The organism is Blautia sp. SC05B48, assembly GCF_005848555.1.
Lineage (GTDB): Bacteria > Bacillota > Clostridia > Lachnospirales > Lachnospiraceae > Blautia_A.
This window is the reverse complement of record NZ_CP040518.1, coordinates 1,380,493-1,401,837: the sequence shown is the minus strand read 5'-3', so window position 1 is coordinate 1,401,837 and position 21,345 is coordinate 1,380,493. Positions and strand designations below refer to the sequence as shown.

14 protein-coding genes and 7 tRNA genes are annotated in these 21,345 nt (G+C 46.8%); 18 read left to right on the top strand and 3 right to left on the bottom strand.

The window, feature by feature from the left end:
• Window positions 1–28: 28 nt before the first annotated feature.
• From EYS05_RS06425 to EYS05_RS06395, 7 genes are all read left to right on the top strand, one after another.
• Window positions 29–102, top strand: a tRNA-Asp gene (locus EYS05_RS06425).
• A 29-nt stretch (window positions 103–131) separates the two neighbouring features.
• Window positions 132–204: transfer RNA gene (locus EYS05_RS06420), tRNA-Val, on the top strand.
• Window positions 205–212: 8 nt separating this feature from the next.
• Window positions 213–294, top strand: a tRNA-Tyr gene (locus EYS05_RS06415).
• Window positions 295–301: 7 nt separating this feature from the next.
• Window positions 302–374, top strand: a tRNA-Thr gene (locus EYS05_RS06410).
• Window positions 375–389: 15 nt separating this feature from the next.
• Window positions 390–463 (top strand) — tRNA-Met (locus EYS05_RS06405).
• Window positions 464–468: 5 nt separating this feature from the next.
• Window positions 469–541: transfer RNA gene (locus EYS05_RS06400), tRNA-Phe, on the top strand.
• 114 nt (window positions 542–655) lie between these two features.
• Window positions 656–728: transfer RNA gene (locus EYS05_RS06395), tRNA-Lys, on the top strand.
• 127 nt (window positions 729–855) lie between these two features.
• Here EYS05_RS06395 and EYS05_RS06390 read toward each other — a convergent pair.
• On the bottom strand, window positions 856–2,001 hold the full coding sequence (locus EYS05_RS06390) for a metallophosphoesterase (RefSeq protein ID WP_330575576.1): 1,146 nt from the start codon (window positions 1,999–2,001) through the stop codon (window positions 856–858).
• Window positions 2,002–2,294: 293 nt separating this feature from the next.
• On the opposite strand from EYS05_RS06390, the gene EYS05_RS06385 reads away from it, so the two are divergent.
• The 10 genes from EYS05_RS06385 to EYS05_RS06340 all read left to right on the top strand — a co-directional run bounded on the left by EYS05_RS06385 (window position 2,295) and on the right by EYS05_RS06340 (window position 18,937).
• Entirely contained in the window at window positions 2,295–3,116 is an 822-nt protein-coding gene (locus EYS05_RS06385) for a SpoIID/LytB domain-containing protein (protein ID WP_138276830.1), read from the top strand.
• A gap of 187 nt (window positions 3,117–3,303) precedes the next feature.
• Window positions 3,304–4,263, top strand: a complete 960-nt coding sequence (locus EYS05_RS06380) for a M23 family metallopeptidase (protein WP_138276829.1) — start codon at window positions 3,304–3,306, stop codon at window positions 4,261–4,263.
• 322 nt (window positions 4,264–4,585) lie between these two features.
• A complete protein-coding gene (locus EYS05_RS06375; RefSeq protein WP_118516213.1) occupies window positions 4,586–5,566 on the top strand; it encodes a LacI family DNA-binding transcriptional regulator in 981 nt (326 codons plus the stop codon).
• Between the two features lie 513 nt (window positions 5,567–6,079).
• Window positions 6,080–7,999, top strand: a complete 1,920-nt coding sequence (locus EYS05_RS06370) for a PTS beta-glucoside transporter subunit IIBCA (protein WP_138276828.1) — start codon at window positions 6,080–6,082, stop codon at window positions 7,997–7,999.
• Window positions 8,000–9,427, top strand: coding sequence for a glycoside hydrolase family 32 protein (locus EYS05_RS06365; protein ID WP_138276827.1), 1,428 nt, complete (start codon window positions 8,000–8,002; stop codon window positions 9,425–9,427).
• 355 nt (window positions 9,428–9,782) lie between these two features.
• Window positions 9,783–10,025 carry a GIY-YIG nuclease family protein gene (locus EYS05_RS06360; RefSeq protein ID WP_022426137.1) on the top strand — a complete coding sequence of 81 codons (243 nt, stop codon included), beginning with the start codon at window positions 9,783–9,785 and terminating at the stop codon, window positions 10,023–10,025.
• The gene (locus EYS05_RS06355) at window positions 10,022–10,447 is read left to right on the top strand and encodes a hypothetical protein (RefSeq protein ID WP_138276826.1); all 426 of its coding nucleotides are present in this window, start codon (window positions 10,022–10,024) and stop codon (window positions 10,445–10,447) included. Before EYS05_RS06360 ends, EYS05_RS06355 begins: the two co-directional genes overlap by 4 nt.
• A gap of 231 nt (window positions 10,448–10,678) precedes the next feature.
• Entirely contained in the window at window positions 10,679–11,440 is a 762-nt protein-coding gene (locus EYS05_RS06350; protein WP_138276825.1) for a hypothetical protein, read from the top strand.
• A complete protein-coding gene (locus EYS05_RS06345; protein WP_138276824.1) occupies window positions 11,383–18,180 on the top strand; it encodes a leucine-rich repeat protein in 6,798 nt (2,265 codons plus the stop codon). Before EYS05_RS06350 ends, EYS05_RS06345 begins: the two co-directional genes overlap by 58 nt.
• Before the next feature lie 10 nt (window positions 18,181–18,190).
• Window positions 18,191–18,937, top strand: coding sequence for a leucine-rich repeat domain-containing protein (locus tag EYS05_RS06340; protein ID WP_158293309.1), 747 nt, complete (start codon window positions 18,191–18,193; stop codon window positions 18,935–18,937).
• A 168-nt stretch (window positions 18,938–19,105) separates the two neighbouring features.
• Here the strand turns inward: EYS05_RS06340 and trhA are convergent, their stop codons facing one another.
• Entirely contained in the window at window positions 19,106–19,771 is a 666-nt protein-coding gene (trhA, locus tag EYS05_RS06335; protein WP_118515178.1) for a PAQR family membrane homeostasis protein TrhA, read from the bottom strand.
• Window positions 19,772–20,151: 380 nt separating this feature from the next.
• Here trhA and EYS05_RS06330 point away from each other — a divergent pair, with 380 nt between their 5' ends.
• A complete protein-coding gene (locus EYS05_RS06330) occupies window positions 20,152–20,700 on the top strand; it encodes a stage V sporulation T C-terminal domain-containing protein (protein WP_138276822.1) in 549 nt (182 codons plus the stop codon).
• 69 nt (window positions 20,701–20,769) lie between these two features.
• Here the strand turns inward: EYS05_RS06330 and EYS05_RS06325 are convergent, their stop codons facing one another.
• Window positions 20,770–21,333: a M15 family metallopeptidase gene (locus EYS05_RS06325; RefSeq protein ID WP_059086458.1), complete on the bottom strand. Its 564-nt coding sequence runs from the start codon at window positions 21,331–21,333 to the stop codon at window positions 20,770–20,772.
• Between the last annotated feature and the right edge of the window lie 12 nt (window positions 21,334–21,345).

Here is a 21,345-nt window from a genome sequence, read left to right as displayed (position 1 = left end):
GTAGTTTTTAAGGTACAAACCTTAAAATGGCCCAGTGGCTCAGTTGGTTAGAGCGCCGCCCTGTCACGGCGGAGGTCGAGAGTTCGAGTCTCTTCTGGGTCGTTACAGCTTAGCTGTAATGAATTAAATATGGGATCTTAGCTCAGCTGGGAGAGCATCTGCCTTACAAGCAGAGGGTCATAGGTTCGAGCCCTATAGGTCCCATAGATTATGGATGGATTCCCGAGTGGCCAAAGGGGGCAGACTGTAAATCTGTTGGCACCGCCTTCGAAGGTTCGAATCCTTCTCCATCCACTTAAATGCCGATGTGGCTCAATTGGCAGAGCAGCTGATTTGTAATCAGCAGGTTATCGGTTCGAGTCCGATCATCGGCTTTTAACATTTAATAACGCGGGGTGGAGCAGTCTGGAAGCTCGTCGGGCTCATAACCCGAAGGTCATAGGTTCAAATCCTGTCCCCGCTACTTATGCCCAGATAGCTCAGTTGGTAGAGCAGAGGACTGAAAATCCTCGTGTCGCTGGTTCGATTCCGGCTCTGGGCATGTTTTAATGTGAAACACACAAACGGCTGGTTAGAAAAAGCCTGAGCGTGTTTTGATGCAAAACATACGAATGGCTAGTTGGAAAAAGCCTGAGCGTGTTTTAGTATAAAATATGGGGTATTAGCTCAGTCGGTAGAGCACTTGACTTTTAATCAAGTTGTCCGGGGTTCGAATCCCCGATGCCTCACTTTTTAATTGGATCAGATAAATTCCCGTTTGTTGCTCAAGGCAGCAGGCGGGAATTTTGTTTTATATCTGTGCGAATGTAGCATAGAGGATAGTGAGAGTACGGAGAAACTGCCGGTGGAAGATATTTATGAGGGATCAGAGGAATTAGGTCTGGCAGGATAAAAATGTACTGTGATCGAGCAGATCTCACTGTTTGTGGCAGTACGCATATTCGGGCCCCATATGCCGGCGCCGGAAGTAACGATGTTGTGCATAGTCCCTTTTTTCAGGTAACCGCAGGAATTTTCCCAGATCAGGCCGGTGATGATGTTCAGAGGGAACAGCTGACCGTCATGAGTATGACCGCAGAGATCAAGATCTGCGCCTGCGGCTGCCACTTCATCCAGCTGACCGGGCTGATGATCCATAAAAATAATCGGGAGTGTTTTGTCAAGGCAGGCTGTAAGCTCGTCAGGATCCTTACGGGTGTCGGACATTTTTCGGCAGCGTGAAGGATCCTTACGGCCTGTCAGAGAAAACCGTTTATCTATGAGGACGGTTTCGTCATCGAGAAGCCGAATGTTGGCAGATTCCAGAAAATTCCGCATTCTGGGATCATCATAATCTTTTTTTGCATTGCGGAAGGTAAAACCGGCCAGAATCGGTTCGCTGAGATCATGGTTGCCCCAGCAGGCATAAACGCCGTATCTGGATTTCAGCGAACGGAGAATGGCCGCTGTTTTTTTGGGGTTTTTGATCCCCTCATATTCGTTATCAAAAATATCGCCGGCAATACAGATCAGATCCGGATTTTCGGCGTTGATCTTTTTTACAAGAAGCCCGGCATGTTTTTCTCCGATGCTGTAACCGAAATGAATGTCTGCGAGCAGGACGATCTTCAGGGAGTCCATTCCCTTCACCTGCTTGTCTATTTTCACATCATAAGTTTTTGTCTTAATATTCCACTGGTTAAAAATCCCATAGAGACTGACACCGATGATCAGAAGGGTGCAGACAGCGCCTGTTATTACGAAGGCTTTCCGGGAATACATCCAGGCCGGATGAAGCGTATGCTTCAGGATCAGTCTGCAGAGATCTGTAGTTACGATTACGATCAGGATGTAAAGAAATGTTCCCTGAAAATAATTTGCCGTATTTTTCAGGAAGCGATGGAGCGCAGGAGGCTTCCGGATGAGAAAACAGGTCAGAAGAGAAGTGGACAGAAAAATATAAACACCTGCAAAGCATGCCCGGAACGTAAAGGTCTGCAAAAAATGAGTGCAGGCAGCCATCCACAAAATCATCCAACGGACGATATAAATATTAATGAGAATATATAATGGTGCGAGAAAGATGGCAAGCATGGTGTGTGATACCTCCATTCGTGGAAAGCAATAAGCTGTGAGCAGGATTGATCGCTGCAGATACTTTTTGAATTGATATATAGTATTTCCATAAATTACTGCAGCATGTTCGGAATAACTTTTTTTGATGCATTGATTCATGGAACTGCTATAGTATACAGCAAATAATAATTTTTGGCAAAAGAACATATATTAGGAAAAAGAACGCTTATGGTGTTTTTATGAAAAAATATGCGCTTCTTCGATATTGTCTGGTGTTTCTGGCAATTGTTCTTCCTTATTTTTCGGCGGCAACCATTAATGGACCGGAGATGGTTCTGGCAGAGAGAGTACCGGATATGGAAGAATATCTCCCGGTCATTGTTTTTTCGCAGATTTCCCCGGATATGAAAAAAGAAACCATAAAAGCGCAGACTGTGATCACACGGTCGAATATTCAAAGGTGGCTGGGCGAGGGGAAAAATCTCGCAGAGATCCTGAGGGAAAACGGAAATACAGAGGAAGTCTGGAGATATTTTTTTGCAGAAAAAAGGCAGATCTATGAACAGACAGCAAAAGAGACGGGTGGTCAGGTACTTATATATGAAGGAAAAGTGAGACTGACTCCCTGGCATAAGAGAAGTGCCGGGAAAACCCGCAGCGGGGAAGAAGTTTTTCATGATGAGGCGTATACATATCTGAAATCGGCAGATAGCAGTGAGGACAAAAAATCTCCGGATCATATAAAAATCGTGGAAATTCCTGCGGGACAGCTTTCCGGGGAGCTGAAGATCAAAAAGCGGGACAGTGCCGGTTATGTGACAGAGCTTACGATTGGGGAAACACTTTTGGAGGGAGAAAGCTTTGCAGCGGGAATGGGACTGGAATCAGCGAATTTCAGTTTGAAGAAAAAGGATGATATTTATTATCTGAGAGTGCGTGGCAGCGGTCATGGTGTGGGATTTTCCCAGTTTGGTGGAAATGAGATGGCAAAAAACGGAAGCAGTGCGGAGGAGATCCTGAAAAGATATTTTCCGGAGATGGAGTTGAAAGCTGAGGATTAAAGAAAGTCAGGCATCAGAAGCAACGTCTGATAAAAAAATATTCAGAAAATGAATAGACAGCCATATTCTGGACACTCTATAGATATAGAAATGGTGACCGAAACGGCAGCAGCGGGAAAGAAAGATGTCCGTTTTACTGTTTTTTCTGTTACTGAAAATGAACATATCAGACAGAGGTGGAAAGAATATGAAAAGTAAAATCGTGAGAGGTATTATCAACGGAGGAGTTCTGGCAGCAGTAGCGGCACTTGGGATTACTGTTTATCAGTTTGGAACAAAGCCCATCGCAGAAAATCCCCAGGAGGAAAATTCTGCACAGGTAGAAGAGACCGGGCTGGAGGAGGAGCTTTCGGACGGAGAAAACGCAGAAGATGCTGCAGCTGCGGGAGATGGCTGGCAGGATGCAGTACAGGATGAGATTTCTGATGGAGAAAACGGAGATGAAGCAGGTTTGTCAGGAGCTTCAGAAGCCGGAGCAGATGCAGACGGAGTGACCGGAAGCATCCGTGAGACTGCAGGAAGTGGTACAGCCGAAAATGCAGCGGCATATGCAGATAATGGAAGTGGTACGGAGGATAGGAGCGTGTCTGCGGCAGCAGGTGCAGAAGGTGCTGGAAATACAGCAGATAATGTCGGAAATGCAGCGGCAGAGGGAGCGGTGAATAACGGAGCTGGAGCTTCCACAGATACCGCGGAGACCTCAGCTGTCGGAATTGCGGCACAGGTCTTGGATTTTACGGAGGATTCCATTATGGAATGGCCGGTCAGAGGAACAGTTCTAGTGGATTATAATATGGATGAAACCGTATATTATCCGACTTTGGATCAGTATCGTGTAAGCCCTGCCATTGCTTTGCAGGCAGTGGAGGATGCGCCGGTGTATGCGGCGGCAGATGGTCAGGTGCTTTCTGTTGTACAGGATGCCTGTACGGGAACGACTGTGACTATGGAGCTGGGAAATGGTTATCAGGCAGTATATGGGCAGCTGAAGGACCTTACTGTGGCAGAAGGTGACACAGTAAAGGAGGGTGAAGTGATCGGAAATATCAGTGCACCTACAAAATATTATTCTGTAGAAGGCCCGAATCTTTATTTTGCAATGAAAAAGGATGGCGTGCCGGTAGATCCGTTTGAATATCTGGAATGACACGGAAAACCGAAAAACAGATATGCCGGGGAGCTTTCTGGAAACAGAACATGGAGGATAACAGCCGGAAGGTAATCCGTTTATTATAGTAAAAGGTACAGACAAAGGCAGAGGATACGGGATGGGAGGTATATGCATCCCGTATCTTCTGCCTTGTGAATCATGCTGCCGGTTACGGAGAGAATGGAGTGAGCAGTAACCAAAAATTTCCATTTATATAGGAAAAGAATCTTTTTTACCGGAAAGAAACCGTGTATAATCTATATTATAAATATGCATACAAGGACAGATATAACAGGATAAAAGAAGAGGTACATAAGTTATGAACATTAATGAAATAGCCAGGCTTGCCGGAGTTTCCAGAGCTACGGTATCCAGATATCTGAATAATGGATATGTCAGCAGTGAAAAAAAAGAAGTCATCCGCAGGGTGATCCAGGAGACAGGATATCAGCCATCCTCCCAGGCACAGACACTGCGGACTAAAAAAACCAGTCTCATCGGTGTCATCCTTCCAAAGATCAATTCAGATACTATAAGCCGTGAGGTGGAAGGGATCAGTGATATTCTTACACGGAGAGGATATCAGCTTATCCTTGCTAATACCAATAATGATGTGGAAGAAGAACTGAAATACCTTTCTCTGTTTAAAGAACGCCAGGTGGACGGAGTGGTTCTTATTGCTACCATGTTTACTAGAAAGCATAAACAGATGCTGAAGGATTACAAGGTGCCGATCGTGATCCTGGGACAGCATCTGGACGGATACCCATGTATTTATCAGGACGATCATAAAGCAGCTTTTCAGGTCACGGAGAAGCTGTCAGAGAAGGGAAAAAAGTTTGCCTATATCGGCGTTACAGATAAGGACGAGGCAGTTGGTGCCTGCCGGAAAAAGGGTTTTATGGATGCTATCCATAAAGCTAAGCTGGAGGTCGTGCCGGAGAGGATGAAGATAGGAAACTTCACCATGGATTCCGGTTATGAGATGGCGAAGGAGCTTTTTGAGGAGGAGCCTTCCATAGATTCTCTTGTGTGTGCTACGGATACTATGGCGGTGGGAGCCATGACTTATTTGAAGGAAATCGGGCTTCGCATTCCCGAGGATGTTCAGATCGCAGGGATTGGGGATGGAGTTCCGGGTAAGATCGTGGAACCGAAGCTGACAACGGTACATTTTTATTATAAGACCAGCGGAATGGAGGCAGCAGCCATGCTGGCTGATCTTATTGAGAACGATACCGGGATCAGCAAGGAAATAAAAATGGGATGTGAACTTGTGGAACGGGAATCTCACAGGTAACAGAGAATATCCTCGCAGACAGAGGAAGAAATTATAAGTTATTGTGGAACAGGAGCAGATCTTTTGGGAGAAAAAGACCTGCTTCTTTTTGTGTGTTTATGTGTTATGGCTGGGCAAACACAAAAAAATGTCAGATTTTTTCTGTGATGTCCCGACTGATTTGTCTGTCTTGCATCTGTTCTTATAGAATATTTACAATTTTGAACGAAGAAATTTGTGAGATGTTGCGGATTTACAAATAAGAATGTAGTGGTTATAATACAAGCAAGATATGAGAACGATTCCACATAAGAACACAAGCGACAACATAAAACAAACCATTGAAAAATGGAAAAATCATCATTCATTGTATGAATAGATATATGAAATCAATCTCATAAATAAATGAAAAATAATGGATCAGAGATAATAGATCCCGGGAAGCTGAAGAAAGAACAGACAGATCTGATCCGAAGAAAGGGAAAGAAGAAAGAGATGACTGTCCGGGAACAGTAGCAGAAAAGGAGGAAGGACATGGATTACAGAAAGACAGCACAGGAAATCTATGATCATGTAGGAAAGAAAGAAAACATCATTTCCGCGGCGCACTGTGCAACAAGGCTTCGTCTGGTCATTGCGGATAATGACAAGGCGGATAAGGAATATGTGGAGAATATCGACGGTGTGAAGGGTGTGTTTTTCGCACAGGGACAGATGCAGATCATCCTGGGAACAGGAGTTGTAAACAAGGTTTATGATGAATTTATCCAGATCGCCGGAATATCAGAGAGCAGTAAGGATGAACTTAAGAAGGTGGCAGCATCCAAGGCCAATCCGGTACAGAGGCTGATCAAGACACTGGGAGATATTTTTGTCCCGATCATCCCTGCTATCGTAGCCAGCGGATTCCTGATGGGAATCATGGAAGCCCTGAACTTCATGGTAAACAACGGCTTCCTGAATATTAACACAAATGGTTCCATTTATGTATTTGCACAGCTTTTCAGCAACACAGCGTATACATTTCTGCCGATCCTTATCGCTTACAGTGGTGCGAAGGTATTCGGTGCCAACCCTTATCTGGGTGCGGTTATCGGTATGATCATGATTCATCCAAATCTGCAGAATGCCTGGACTGTTGCAACAGAGGGTGTGCAGGCAACGCAGAAGGTATGGTTTGGACTTTACTCCATTGACATGGTGGGATATCAGGGACATGTGATCCCGGTTATCATTGCAGTATGGGTACTGGCACAGATCGAGAAAAGACTTCATAAGGTCGTACCTGCAATGTTCGATCTTTTTGTAACACCACTTGTCAGTGTTTTTGTAACCGGTTATCTTACACTTTCCATTATTGGACCGATTTTCGTAGCTGTTGAGAACGGACTTCTGGATGGAATCCAGTGGCTGATCGCACTGCCATTTGGAATCGGAAGCTTTATCATGGGTGCCTTTTATGCACCGACTGTTGTTGCTGGTGTTCATCACATGTACACCATCATTGACCTTGGACAGCTGGCCAAATTCGGCGTTACCTACTGGCTGCCACTTGCATCTGCAGCTAACGTTGCACAGGGTGGTGCAGCTCTTGCTGTAGGCCTGAAATCCAGAAATCAGAAGATCAAATCCATGGCTGTTCCTTCTGCTTTAAGCGCATGCATGGGAATCACAGAGCCGGCAATCTTCGGTGTAAACCTCCGCTTCGGAAAGCCGTTTATCATGGGCTGCCTGGGTGGTGCATGCGGAGCACTTTTTGCCTCCATCACCAGTCTTGGTGCCACAGGAACAGGTGTTACCGGTATCTTTGGAATACTGCTGTGCCTGAATAATCCAGTTGGTTATATCCTGATGTTTGTCATCGCATTCGGTGTGGCTTTTGTGCTTACCTGGATGTTCGGATATAAGGATGAGGTACAGGAAACAGCTGAAAAAAATATTGAAGCAGAGAAAAAATCAGATGCTCCGGCAGAAATTGCCCGGAAGGAAACTTCAGAGACAGGCGTACAGACCCTCTACAGCCCGCTTGAGGGAATTGCGATCCCGCTTTCAAAAGTAAAGGATGCAACCTTTGCATCCGAAGTCCTTGGAAAGGGTGTGGCAGTGATTCCGTCCAAAGGTGAAGTAAAAGCACCCTGTGATGCTGCGGTTTCTACAATTTTTGACACAAAGCATGCCATCGGGCTTGCGACAGAAAGTGGTCTGGAGCTGCTGATCCATATCGGCGTTGACACCGTTGAGCTTGGCGGTAAATTCTACACCGCTCATGTAAAGGACGGTGACGTGGTCAAAAAAGGCCAGACACTGATCACCTTTGATATGGATGCTATTAAGGCAGCCGGCTATGATGTGACCACACCGCTGATCGTAACCAATACCGATGATTATGAAGAAGTAAAAATGCTTGCAGAAGGAACAGTAAATAATGGTTCTGAAGTACTGGAGGTTAAATAAATGAGTTCTTTGACCAAGGTCCTTGCGGAGGAAGTTCGAAAAACCGAGGAAACGGCAGCAGTTGCCAGGACGATGCAGACAAATCGTCTGACACATCATCTGATGCCGCCTGTGGGATGGCTCAATGACCCGAACGGATTATGCTGGTACAAGGGAAGATATCACGTGTTTTTCCAGTATTCTCCGTTTGAGGCCAACGGTGGACTGAAATTCTGGGGACATTACTCCAGTGAAGATATGATCAGCTGGAGATATGAAGGGGTTCCGCTTCTGCCGGACAGCATTTATGACTGTCATGGTGTTTACTCAGGCTCTGCCATTGCGGAGAAAGATAAGCTTCATCTTTTCTACACAGGAAATATCAAGATGGATGGAGATTATGATTATATTAATAACGGAAGGCAGTCCAGCACTCTTCATGTGGAGAGTGCGGACGGCCTTCATTTCGGAACAAAGGAAGTTGCGGTTTCCTGTGAGGATTATCCGGAGAATTACACCTGCCATATTCGTGACCCGAAGGTCTGGAAGGAAGGTGAAGAGTACCGGATGATCCTTGGCGGCCGTCAGAAAAGCGACCAGGGTGCCGTACTTTTTTACAGCTCCGAAGATCTGAAAAACTGGAAATTTGACTGTGAGCTTACTACGGAGAAGGCATTCGGATACATGTGGGAGTGCCCTGATTTTTTTACTCTTGAGGGACAGGAAGTGCTTTCGGTATCTCCCCAGGGACTGACCAGAGAAGAATTCCGTTTTCAGAACATCTATCAGTCGGGATACTTTATCCTGAAAGATGGAAAGCCGGAGGAAAAAGCTTTCCGGGAATGGGATCACGGCTTTGATTTCTATGCACCCCAGACATTCCAGGATGGAAAGGGCAGACGGATCCTGATCGGCTGGATGGGAATGCCGGATGCAGATGAGGAATATGTGAATCCTACAGCAGAGAGCGAAGGCTGGCAGCATTGCCTGACTGTTCCGCGAGAAATTACGTATAAAAACGGAATGCTTTATCAGTATCCGGTGGAAGAACTGAACGGGCTGAGAAGGGCTGGCGTTTCTATCAGCGGTTCCGATGTGGAGATTCCGGTAAATGGACCGTTTGATCTGGATGTTCAGGTAAGGGGGGATCAGGGCAAGGTAAGCCTTGGGGAAAACCTCTTCCTGGAGTATCAAGACGGAGATGTGAGCTTAACTCTCTCCGAGAAGGCCGGTGCCGGACGAAAAGTACGTAAGGCGCATGTTCCGTTCGGTAGGATCGAAAGCATCAGAGTTCTTGTTGATACTACAGCTGTGGAAATCTATGTGAATGGCGGAGAGGTTGTTTTCTCTTCCAGATACTATCCAGAAACGCAGGAGCAGGCTGTGAAGGTGGAAACTGCGGAGGCTGATGGAAAGCTTTATGCGTTGAAGAATTATGTGATGGAGTAGGCTGGGCTCGTTGATCTGGAAATACAGCAAAATCAGAATACGAATACCTATATAGCAGCTATGCAGTGAATTCCATATTCACAGAAATAAGAAATGACCGTATAATAAAGCAGGTGGGAAAATCCGCAGCCGGAATCCCGACCTGCTTTATTTTTTGATGTAAGTGAAATACATGAATTGTGCCGGCTGCTTGAGAATAGAAGGACGGCTGCTGAAGAAATGCCGGTGGCTGTCTTTACATAGAAGGAAGGATATCAGCCTTACAGGACGACAACGATCTGTGTGGATACTGCCGGAAATATACTGGTGTACTGGTATTACATTGCCGAAATTTTTTACAGAAGAGGAAACTGACATGAACTATACATACATCGTGCAGTGTGCGGACGGCACACTTTACACCGGCTGGACAAACTGCCTTGCCAGGCGGATGAAAGCCCATAATGAAGGCAAAGCAGGCGCCAAATATACCCGGGCCAAAAGGCCGGTGAAGCTGGTGTATTACGAAGGCTTTGCCACAAAGGAGGAGGCCATGAGCCGGGAGTACCGGATCAAGCAGCTGACCAGAGAGAAGAAGCTGGAGCTGATGAAGTTTTGAATGACGATAAAGGTCATAACCGGAAACTGATGGAAACCTGCAGGACCCTTGAAGACTATGCGGAATACACCTTCCGTGTGAGAGAATATGCAGCAGAGATGCCACTGGATGAAGCGGTAGAGCGGGCGAGCACAGAATGCATCAGCGAAGGAATCCTGGCAGATTTTTTGAGAAAAAACCGAGCGGAGGCGAAGAAAGTGAGTATATATGAGTACGATGAAGAACGACATATGAGACAGACTCGTGAGGAAGGCATGGAAGAGGGGTATGCTAATGGGCTTAGTCAGGGAATTATCCAAACCGCAGTTAATATGCTGAAGCTCAAAGAATTTACGGATACTCAAATTCGAGAAGTTACAGGACTTGCTCAGGAGCAGTTGGATGAACTGAAGAAAAATATAAATAAAAATCAGATAGGCTAAAAAGTTTATAGAGAAGTTCAATAAGAGCGAAAAGTTCTGCACGATACCAATACCAGAGCTTTTCGCTCTTTTTGTGTATACACGGCAGGCGGACAGCTGCAACGGAGGCAGAAAAAGACGCTTTATGATAATAAAAATCAAGTATTTGGAATTGTGTGAATATTGTGAATATGGTAGAATAAACACAAAAATCAAAGAACTCAGTCAGCTGAGAAGAGGAAAGGAAAGAGGATGAAAAAGACAAAAGATTTTTGTCTCCGGCTTATGTGCTGTTTTCTGTTTCTGGGGTTATTTTGCGGAACAGATGTTTTTGCAGCAGTTCAGGAAGGGAAGCCAGGAGAAACATTTTCCGGGGAATATGCAGTTATCATTAACACAGATACCACAAATCCCGGAAATACGGGAACCTTGCAGTTTGACGGGACATCGGCACAGGCGGCAGCTGCAGAGGAAACTGCGGGAGAGGCAGCAGATGTGGGACAGGTACAGAGTCTGGAGGATGAGCAGCTGCAGGCATACATGCAGGATGATCAGCCGATGCTGACTGCTGTACAGGCTGCGGCGACCACCTATCAGGTAGGTGAAAAAAAGTACATTTATAGAACTAACGGCCATGATACATATGGAAAAACATATGTCTGCATCGGGGTTGGTGAACACTGCTATGTGTGGATGGATGAGAACATGAAGGCAGATTACGATACTGCAGGGAAAACATCTCTGATCGCCGCGGATATGGCAGCTGTCTACGATGGTCAGCCTTACCGTATCCTTAACCAGCTCTGTGCAGGTGATTTTCCGGCACAGGATGGCTCCGGCAAGTTGTCAATCCTGCTGGAGTCTTTAAGCAGCGCCAGCGGTATGTATATGTATGATGAGGGGATCACAGCGATCCATATCAACACACCGTCAGCATCCTCTTATTTTCGGGGGAAATGTCAAAGAGAAATGGCCTTCTTGTTCATGAGGGACAGCATGCAATCCTCTGGCTGAAAACCGGATTTATGAGTACCGGCAGATATTCGTGGCTGAATGAGGGTCTTGCAGTGGCTGTCATGGACTATCTCTGGGGAGGAACGGACAGCAGCGGCTGGCTGAATGGTATTGGAAGTAATACGACCATCCGTTCAGGAGCTTCGCTGATCTATGAGAATTACCGGGATGACAATGCACAGGACTATGGAATGCCGTATCTTTTTGTAAGATATGTTATTGACCGGATGGCAGGAAGCTATCAGCCTATGAAGGTGCTTCCGAAGTTTTATACGATCGATGCTTCTTCTCTCAGCTGTGAGCAATATCTGGAGAAAGTAACCGGAGTTTCGTTTAAGGAGCTTATGGCGGATTTTTATACGGCAGTTGCAGCCGGTGAGAGCTCCGGTAAATACAGCTTTTACGGGGATACCATTGCTGCGGCAAAGGCTGCAACATTCCCGGTTTATGCAGGAGACAGTAATGAAAAGCATACATTGCCGGCAGCATCGGCAATTCTGGTGAAGCTGTCGAATGGCAAGTTTACCGTTCCGACGGATGGCTCAGCAGGGATTGTTTATCGTATCATTGGAAGCAGAAGTTCTTCCCTTGCACCGGCAGAGGGAGATGGTACGTCTGCAAATCCATATAAGATATCTTCGATTGATGATCTTAATCTGATCCAGGCGAACCAGGGAGCATACTATCGTCTGACAAAAAATATCAGTACAGACGGAAGGACAAATTTTTCGGCATCGTATTTCAGTGGAACGCTGGACGGAGCCGGTTTCACAATAACCGGTCTCCAAAAGCCTCTGATCCAGCAGAACGCAGGAACGATAAAGGATTTGAATATTGTTGCGGATTTTGATTATGACAGTCATGATATCCATGGTGTTGTGGCACAGTATAATACCGGTAAGATCCAGGATTGCAAGGTGACCGGAACGATAACAGGACATATGGGCTCTACCAGTTCCATGAGCCACCCGGCTTTTGGCGGGATTGTCGGAGAGAACGAGGTGGCCGGTACTATCAGCGGCTGTTCGTCCGGAGCAGATATTTCCATATCCATGACAGCTACAGACAGCTATGTTGGTGGTATCGCAGGAGTAAACATTGGTACTATTGAAAAATGTGTTGCAGGAGGAAATCTTTCTGTCACACAGGCTAACGGAAATTCTTATCAGGTTTACCTTGGAGGCATTGCCGGCCGGATCGAACAGTTTGGAAACATGGGCGGATATGTGAAACAGTGTGCTTTTACAGGTACGCTTCACGTGACTGGCGGAACAGCAGTTACAGGTCAGATCTGTGCACAGGTAAATGCAAATGTACTCAATTCTGCTATCGGTCTGAACGGACATGTTTCGGAATGTTATGGTAAAAACGGCCAGGGAGCGCTCATCGGGACAAACACGGAACAGACGTTTACAACAGGCGGTGTTCTTACAGCAGAGCAGATGAAAAATCCGAACTCATATAAAGGCTGGAGCTTTGACGGAGACTGGCAGATTTCCAAGGATGGACTGCCGGAACGTGCAGATGCATCGGCGATCAGATCGCTTTCTGTTTCCGGTGTACCGACAAAATGTTACGTGGGAGAAGTTCCGGCGTACTGGGGAACGCTTATCGTTAATAATTCTACATCAGTAACGATCACGAAGGATATGATCACCGGATTTGAAAATTCGGAAATGGGGACCAGGGAACTGACGATCAATTATAAGGGAAAACAGACCAGCTGGTCGATGACAGTCGAAAAACCATCTGCCAGTGATATTACAAGTATTGTGCTTTCCGGGCATCCGAAGACGACATACAGTGAAAACCAGAAGTTTGATCCTTCAGGCGCCAGCTTTTTTGCCACAATAGGTGGACGTTATGTATATATTTACAGTGGCTTTTCCTATGATAAAACAGGTCCGCTGAAGTCTGCGGATACCTCCGTGATATTCAATTATTTTGGAAAAGAAATTCCGGTAAGAATTACGGTAACAGCCAGAAAAGCAACGAAGCTTTCCGTGCTTGCAGCACCGGCAAAAACTCAGTTTACAGTTGGGAATACGCTGGATCTGTCCGGTGTGAAACTGCAGATCACATATAATGATGGGACGCAGACTCCGATATTTAAAGCGGATGAGCTGGAGAAATATGGCGTTCATGTTGCTTTTGGAAAGAATGGATCTTTTACAACGGTTGCAGCAGATAAGGTTCTGGAAAGTGATGACAGCGGAAGTACGATCGTATTTTATGCGACGGATAAACTGCCGTCAGAGTATGGCTCGGTAGTTGCGGCGTCATCAACGATCACGGTGCGGAGTCCGCTGACTGTACCGGCACTGGATTTGTATGTCAGTGCAGGAAAAAGTGCGGCGCAGCATCCGTGCACAGATAATGTGACTGGTGGAAGTGGAACGTATGCGACTACAGTAATTGAGGAAAAGCTGCCGGCAGGATTGACACGCACGAATCTGCCCGGAGAAAAATATAATGCTTTTGGCTATACGGGTGTTGTTACGGCGTCAGCCGGAGATTACAGTTCACAGTATAAGATCAGCGATACAGAGACACAGGAGAGTATTCAGGTGACTGTGACGATCCATGTGGTTCCTTCTGATCAGGCTGCATTTTACAGTTTTGTGCTTAAGAAGGTGGAAAATCCTGGACTGAAGCAGGATGTTATCGGTGCGATCGGGGAGGATACGATCGTTCTTCGGGTGCCGAGGGGGACGAATGTTACAGAATTGAAGCCTTCGATTGACTATGGCTCAGGCATGGGAACTGAACTTCCTTCAGGATTCTGGAATGGTTCGAAGCATGATTTTACCAGTCCGGTTGTATATACGCTTACAGCACCGGATGGGGTTACAAAGAAGTCTTATACGGTAAGTGTGGAATTTTATGATGATACTTCGGAGGAAGTACAGTCTGGTGACGAGATCCTTTCACCGGCTGATAATACGAAGATCAGCTGTAAGGACAGTGAGGAGATTATCCTTAAAGGATGGGCCGGAGACAGTTCAAAAGAGATTTCACTTTTTAAATATGTGGTAAATGGAATCAGTTATACTACATCCGCGAATGCCACTACACAGACTATCCCGAATGCCAGGGCATATGAAGTGAAGATTTCCGGAAGCAGCTTGAAGGAAGTAAATAATACTCTGGAAATCTGGGTGATGTATGCTGATAATTCAGGCACCGGAAGCGGTGGCACTTTAAAGAAACTCGGCACAAGAACTGTTGTTAAGGAAGGCCACAAGGCAGTGAAAGACGCGGCGATAGCAGCCACCTGCGAAACAGCAGGAAAAACCGAAGGAAGCCACTGCAGCGTTTGTAACACGGTAATAAAAGCCCAGACCACAGTGGCAGCGTTAGGTCACAGCTGGGATAACGGAAAAGTAACAAAAGTAGCGACCTGCACCACAGCCGGAACGAAGACCTACACCTGTACCCGCTGCAAAAAGACACGCACAGAGACGATCGCAGCCACAGGCCACAAGGCAGTAAAAGATGCGGCGGTAGCAGCTACTTGCGAAACAGCAGGAAAAACCGAAGGAAGCCACTGCAGCGTCTGCAACACAGTAATAAAAGCCCAGACCATAACAGCAGCACTAGGCCACAGCTGGGATAACGGAAAAGTAACAAAAGTAGCGACCTGCACCACAGCCGGAACGAAGACCTACACCTGCACTCGCTGCAAAAAGACACGCACAGAGACGATCGCAGCCACAGGCCACAAGGCAGTGAAAGACGCAGCGGTAGCAGCCACCTGCGAGACAACCGGAAAAACCGAAGGAAGTCACTGCAGCGTTTGTAACACGGTAATAAAAGCCCAGACCACAGTGGCAGCACTAGGCCACAGCTGGGACGGCGGAAAGGTAACAAAAGCAGCGACCTGCACCACAACCGGAACAAAGACTTACACCTGTACCCGCTGCAAAAAGACACGAACAGAAACGATCGTAGCAACAGGCCACAAGGCAGTAAAAGACGCGGCGGTAGCAGCTACCTGTGAGACAACCGGAAAGACCGAAGGAAGCCACTGCAGCGTCTGCAACACAGTGATCAAGGCTCAGACCACAGTGGCGGCATTAGGCCACAGCTGGGACAGCGGAAGGGTGACAAAAGCAGCGACCTGCACCACAGCCGGAACGAAGACCTACACCTGTACCCGCTGCAAAAAGACACGCACAGAAACGATCGCAGCCACAGGCCACAAGGCAGTGAAAGACGAGGCGGTAGCAGCCACCTGTGAGACCGCAGGAAAGACCGAAGGAAGCCACTGCAGCGTTTGTAACACGGTAATAAAAGCCCAGACCACAGTGGCAGCACTAGGCCACAGCTGGGACGGCGGAAAGGTAACAAAAGCAGCAACCTGCACCACAACCGGAACGAAGACCTACACCTGCACCCGCTGCAAAAAGACACGCACAGAAACGATCGCAGCCTCAGGTCATAAGGAAGTAAAAGACGCGGCGGTAGCAGCCACCTGTGAGACAGCAGGAAAGACCGAAGGAAGTCATTGCAGTGTCTGCGGAACCGTGCTCAAAGCCCAGACCACAACAGCAGCGCTTGGACACAGTTGGGATAACGGAAAAGTAACAAAAGCAGCGACCTGCACTGCAGTCGGAACGAAGACTTACACCTGTACCCGCTGCAAGAAAACACGCACAGAAACAATCGCAGCCACAGGCCACAAAGCAGTAAAAGACGCAGCGGTAGCAGCCACCTGCGAAACAGCAGGAAAGACCGAAGGAAGTCATTGCAGCGTCTGCGGAACCGTGCTCAAAGCCCAGACCACAACAGCAGCGCTTGGACACAGTTGGGATAACGGAAAAGTAACAAAAGCAGCGACCTGCACTGCAGCCGGAACGAAGACCTACACCTGCACCCACTGCAAAAAGACACGCACAGAAACGATCGCAGCCACAGGCCACAAGGCAGTGAAAGACGCAGCGGTAGCAGCCACCTGCGAAACCACAGGAAAGACCGAAGGAAGTCACTGCAGTGTCTGCGGAACCGTACTCAAAGCCCAGACCACAACAGCAGCGTTAGGTCATGATTACGGAGAGTGGAAAACAATAAAGGCTGCAACTTATACAGAACCGGGACAGGCAGAAAGAGTTTGCAGAAGAAATGCATCACATAAAGAATACCGCCAGCTTCCGATATTGGAAAAAGCGAAGATCGCTCTGTCAGCCTGCAGCATTCAGCTGTCAGAACAGACCTATGTATACGATGGAACTGAAAAAGCACCAACAGTAACCATCACTTACAACGAAAAAACACTGACAGAAGGAAAAGACTACCAGGTATATTTTGCAGATAATGTAAATCCGGGAACAGCAAAGATCACCGTGATCGCCAAAATCGACAGCGATTATACAGGAACAGCAACAAAAAACTTTGAGATCCGAAAATCACTTCCGGAAAATGCAACGGTGATCGAACCGGGCGCATTCAGCAACTGTACAAACCTGGTGAATCTGAATATCAAAGAAAACGTAACAGAAATAGGCGACAACGCATTTGCAGACAGCAAAAATCTGCAGAATATCTATTTCTACGGTAACAGCCCGAAACTCGGAAATAACATCTTCAAAAATGTAACTGCAACCGTATACTATCCATACACAGACAAAACCTGGTCCCTGGATATCCTCCGGGATTACGGTGGAAATATTACCTGGGTACCATGGGATCCAAAGACAGGCAGTCCGGCAAAACGAAGCCTTGCATTGTGTGATATCAGGATCGCAGAGCAGAAATACACCTATGACGGAACTGAAAAAACACCGGAAATGATCATCATGGATGGAAACTATACACTGCGGAAAAACACAGATTACACTGTAAAATGCAGCAATAACATCAATGCGGGAAATGCAGAGCTGGAGATCACAGGAGCCGGAAATTACAGCGGAACCTACAAAGCAGGATTTCTTATCGAGCAGACAAAGCCGAGCCTGAAATTTGACAGAAAAACAATAACTGTAAAATACGGCACAAAACCATTCCTCTGTGCACTGTCTGAAAAAACAACAGACGGAACCATAACCTACAGCTCCAGTAACCCCAAAGCTGCCGTTGTAGATCCAGCCACCGGTAAAGTAACCATCAAAGGCGGAGGAACCGCGGCGATCATGGCATACGCTGCAAAGGGAACCAATTATACCTCCGGCTCCACCTTCTGCACCATCAAAGTAACAAAACGCAGCAATACCATCAAAGCCTCCAATATCCGGCAGACCTGGTATGCAAAAGCCCGGAAGATCAGCATCAATGCAAAAGTTTATGGGAAAGCTCCGCTGAAATATTCTTCCAGCAGTAAATCTGTAAAGGTAGATAAACAAGGAAGGATCACGATTGCGGCAAAATTCACCGGCAGTGCAAGGATCACGATCCGTTCTTCCGCCACAGCAGGATATAATGCCGCCACAAAGCACATTACAGTCACAGTCAACCCGGCAGGAACTACTCTGACGACGGCAAAGAACCTGTCAGGCAGAAAAGCGCAGATCACATGGAAGAAAAACGGATATGTGACCGGATATGAGATCCAGTATTCCGTAAACAAAAATTTCAGATCCGGAAGCAAAAAAACAGTGTCCGGAGCATCCAAAACGAAATACACGCTGACAAAGCTTCAGAAAAACAAAACGTATTACGTAAGGATCCGCACATACAAAAAATCAGGAACAAAGAAATATTATTCTTCCTGGAGCAAGGTAAAAGCAGTAAGGATCAGAAAGTAGAGGCATGGAAATGAAGATAGATAAAAAAATACTCGCAGGGCTTACAGCTGTCAGTATGCTGACCTGCGGGATATGGATGGAAAGTGTTTTTGCAGCGGATACATTCAGTGCGGAGGAGACAAAGGAAGCTGTATCGGATACTGTGACGGATCTGTCGGCAGAATCCATTACAGGGACTGAAACGGAAGATGTCCCGGTAATGGACGCAGCAGAACCGGAAAATAAATCTGAGATTTCAGAAACTCCAGAGATGTCAGATGAGCCGGCAGCACCGGATGATCCAGAGACACAAGATACATCAGAAACACCGGAAGAAACAGAGCTTCCGGAAAATGAAGAAGCGGATATTCCGCAGGAAATGCTCCCGGATAATCAGGAAGATCAGCCGGAAGCAGCATTTGAGGAGAACGCAGCATCGGAAGATATGGAAACAGAAACCGATCAGGCAGAAGAAAAGAGCGGTTTTTGCGGAGCGGAGGAGAATACCATATCCTGGAGCCTTGATGAAAGCGGAGTTCTCGAGATCGCAGGACAGGGAGCCATGAATGAATGGCAAAATGAGGAAGAAGTCCCCTGGAACGGATACCGTGACCAGATAACAGAGGTCCGGATCAAGGAGGGCATTACCAGCATCGGAGCCTATGCATTTGCAGACTGCGAAAAGCTTGTAAAGCTTGACATTGCGGACAGTGTTCAGACTATAGGAGCATTTGCATATTTTAACTGCAGTGGTCTTTCCACACTGACCATCGGCTGAGATCATCGGGATTACAGGCTGGATCAGACATAATAAGAAGCCCCGGAACATGAGGCAGCTTCAGAGAAGTCATAATTTCGACTTCCTGAGGTCTGTCCGCGTTCTGGGGCTTTAAGTTTTTTTGGTATCCGAAAGGTGAGATTGTTATCTATCTGATTACAGAGCAACTCAGTGGATCGCCATACCGGCTACAAAGAAATACATTACAACAAAATGGCACACACTTCCCAGCATCACAAAAACATGAAATACTTCGTGGGAGCCGAAATTCTTATGCTTCGCATTGAAGATCGGAAGCTTCAGGGCATAGATCACACCGCCGATGGTATAGATGATGCCGCCGGCAAGGAGCCATCCGAAGCCTGCGCGGGGCAGACTATGGAAGATCGGAACAAAAGCAAGTACACACAGCCAGCCCATTCCAATGTAGATCACAGAGGAAAGCCATTTCGGGCAGTTGATCCAGCAGCCCTTGAGGATCATTCCGATGATGGCAACAGTCCATACGAGGGCACAGAGGATATAGCCGGTGCGTCCGTGGAGAACGATCAGGCATACAGGAGTGTAGCTGCCGGCAATCATCACGAAGATCATCATGTGATCCATTTTTTTCAGACGGCGGTTCACCTTGGCTGTGGAGTTTACGGAATGGTAAAGTGTGCTTGCCAGGTAAAGAAGAATCATGGTAAGGATAAAAACACTTACTGCAAAAACATGGAGAACATCCGTGCTTCTGGCCGCCTTCACGATCAGCGGAGTGGCTCCGGCCACGGCAAGAAGCATGCCGATTCCGTGGGTTATGGCGCTTCCCGGATCTTTTAATTTAAATTTCATATAAAAACACCTCCTGCAAAAAATCTGCTGTTTATATCATATGGACAACTTCATGATCGGTTCATCAATGATGGATCATTGTGACAGTTTATGACACAACAACGTAGAAATTGATAAAATAACATGTAGTATTCAAAACTACATATCAAGTATACGAATACTATACCACTATTATTCAAAAATGCAACCCTATTTTCAAAAAAACTTTATCAGGATTTATTTCTGCAACAGGCATACGACAATGTGGCTCCTGCGACAGATAAATAAGAGATTTTTATGCATATTTCTCCCAGTTTTTCGCATAATAACCATATGAAAAACAAATAGTTGACATAACATTGACGTACGATAAACAGAAAATACAGGAGGAATTCAGGAAGATGAAAGCAACGGGAATTGTTCGCAGGATTGATGATCTGGGCAGGGTTGTGATTCCAAAAGAGATACGAAAGACACTGCGGATCAAAGAAGGAACGCCACTGGAGATTTTTACAGACAGGGAAGGACAGATCATTCTGAAAAAATATTCGCCCATTGGAGAGCTGAATACGTTTGCTGCGGAATATGCGGAAGCATTGGTGCAGACCACCGGACTGACTGCCTGTATTACAGATCGTGATCAGGTCGTGGCGGCATGTGGCAGCGGAAGCCGGGAACTGGAAGGCAAAGAGATCAGTTCTGATCTGGATGCAGTCATTGCCGGCAGAGAATGCAGACTGATCAGTAGGAGCAGCAGGGAAAATATCCCGATCATTGTTGATGACAGTGATTCTTTTGAACGAAAAATGATACAGCCTGTCCTGTGTGCCAGCGATGCGATCGGGGCTGTGATCCTTCTGGCCAGAAGTGAAAAAGCGGAAATGGGTGACACGGAGCGTGCACTTGTCCGCACAGCAGCCGGTTTTCTTGGCAGACAGATGGAGCAGTAGGGCGTGCATAGAAAGCAGGAAAAATATCCGCAGAGCTGTATATAAATATCAGATACCGGAAGCAGCAGATCAGGGAGGGTGCGGACACCGTGAAGGAAAGCAGTGGTATTCTTCCAGAGTCAGATTTGTGATAGTGAGCCAGGAAGCCAGAGGTTTGGTCACATAGCGGATGTGCCATGGCTCGTAAGGGATGCCGGTGATCTCCTCTTTGTTTTTGGGGTACCGGAGGATAAAGCCATAGAGCGGAGCGTTCTTTTTCAGCCAGCGACCTTCACCTGTTGCGGAAAACCTTTCGGAGAGCTCCATATGGATGGAAGGGCAGGAGACATCCAGAGCAAGTCCGCTCTGGTGCTCACTTGTTCCTGGCTCTGCAACGAAAGGACTTCCTGTAAAAAGCTCCTTCTGTCGCTGGTAGGAACGATATCCGGAAACTGCCCACAGGTTCAGACCGCATCTGTGACAGGCATGGAAAAGCTGGGAAGCGGCTTTTGCAGCCTGATACTCCAGAAGTCGCTTCGGATCTCCCGGTGCTGCTTCAAATGGAAGTCCGATATCGATAAGATGTTCCGGCACAAAGGCTTCCGGTAGAGGATGCTCCCTACTGATCAGCCGGGTATAAAATTCTCTGTGCAATAAAAACCCTCC

Excerpts from the sequence above, each read along its gene's own strand:
- EYS05_RS06350 (WP_138276825.1), top strand. The coding sequence starts at position 10,679 with ATGAAAAAGACAAAAGATTTTTGTCTCCGGCTTATGTGCTGTTTTCTG.
- EYS05_RS06360 (WP_022426137.1), top strand. The coding sequence starts at position 9,783 with ATGAACTATACATACATCGTGCAGTGTGCGGACGGCACACTTTACACC.
- EYS05_RS06330 (WP_138276822.1), top strand. The coding sequence starts at position 20,152 with ATGAAAGCAACGGGAATTGTTCGCAGGATTGATGATCTGGGCAGGGTT.
- EYS05_RS06380 (WP_138276829.1), top strand. The coding sequence starts at position 3,304 with ATGAAAAGTAAAATCGTGAGAGGTATTATCAACGGAGGAGTTCTGGCA.
- EYS05_RS06375 (WP_118516213.1), top strand. The coding sequence starts at position 4,586 with ATGAACATTAATGAAATAGCCAGGCTTGCCGGAGTTTCCAGAGCTACG.
- EYS05_RS06345 (WP_138276824.1), top strand. The coding sequence starts at position 11,383 with ATGTCAAAGAGAAATGGCCTTCTTGTTCATGAGGGACAGCATGCAATC.
- EYS05_RS06390 (WP_330575576.1), bottom strand. The coding sequence starts at position 2,001 with ATGGCTGCCTGCACTCATTTTTTGCAGACCTTTACGTTCCGGGCATGC.
- EYS05_RS06340 (WP_158293309.1), top strand. The coding sequence starts at position 18,191 with ATGAAGATAGATAAAAAAATACTCGCAGGGCTTACAGCTGTCAGTATG.
- EYS05_RS06365 (WP_138276827.1), top strand. The coding sequence starts at position 8,000 with ATGAGTTCTTTGACCAAGGTCCTTGCGGAGGAAGTTCGAAAAACCGAG.
- EYS05_RS06385 (WP_138276830.1), top strand. The coding sequence starts at position 2,295 with ATGAAAAAATATGCGCTTCTTCGATATTGTCTGGTGTTTCTGGCAATT.
- EYS05_RS06370 (WP_138276828.1), top strand. The coding sequence starts at position 6,080 with ATGGATTACAGAAAGACAGCACAGGAAATCTATGATCATGTAGGAAAG.
- trhA (WP_118515178.1), bottom strand. The coding sequence starts at position 19,771 with ATGAAATTTAAATTAAAAGATCCGGGAAGCGCCATAACCCACGGAATC.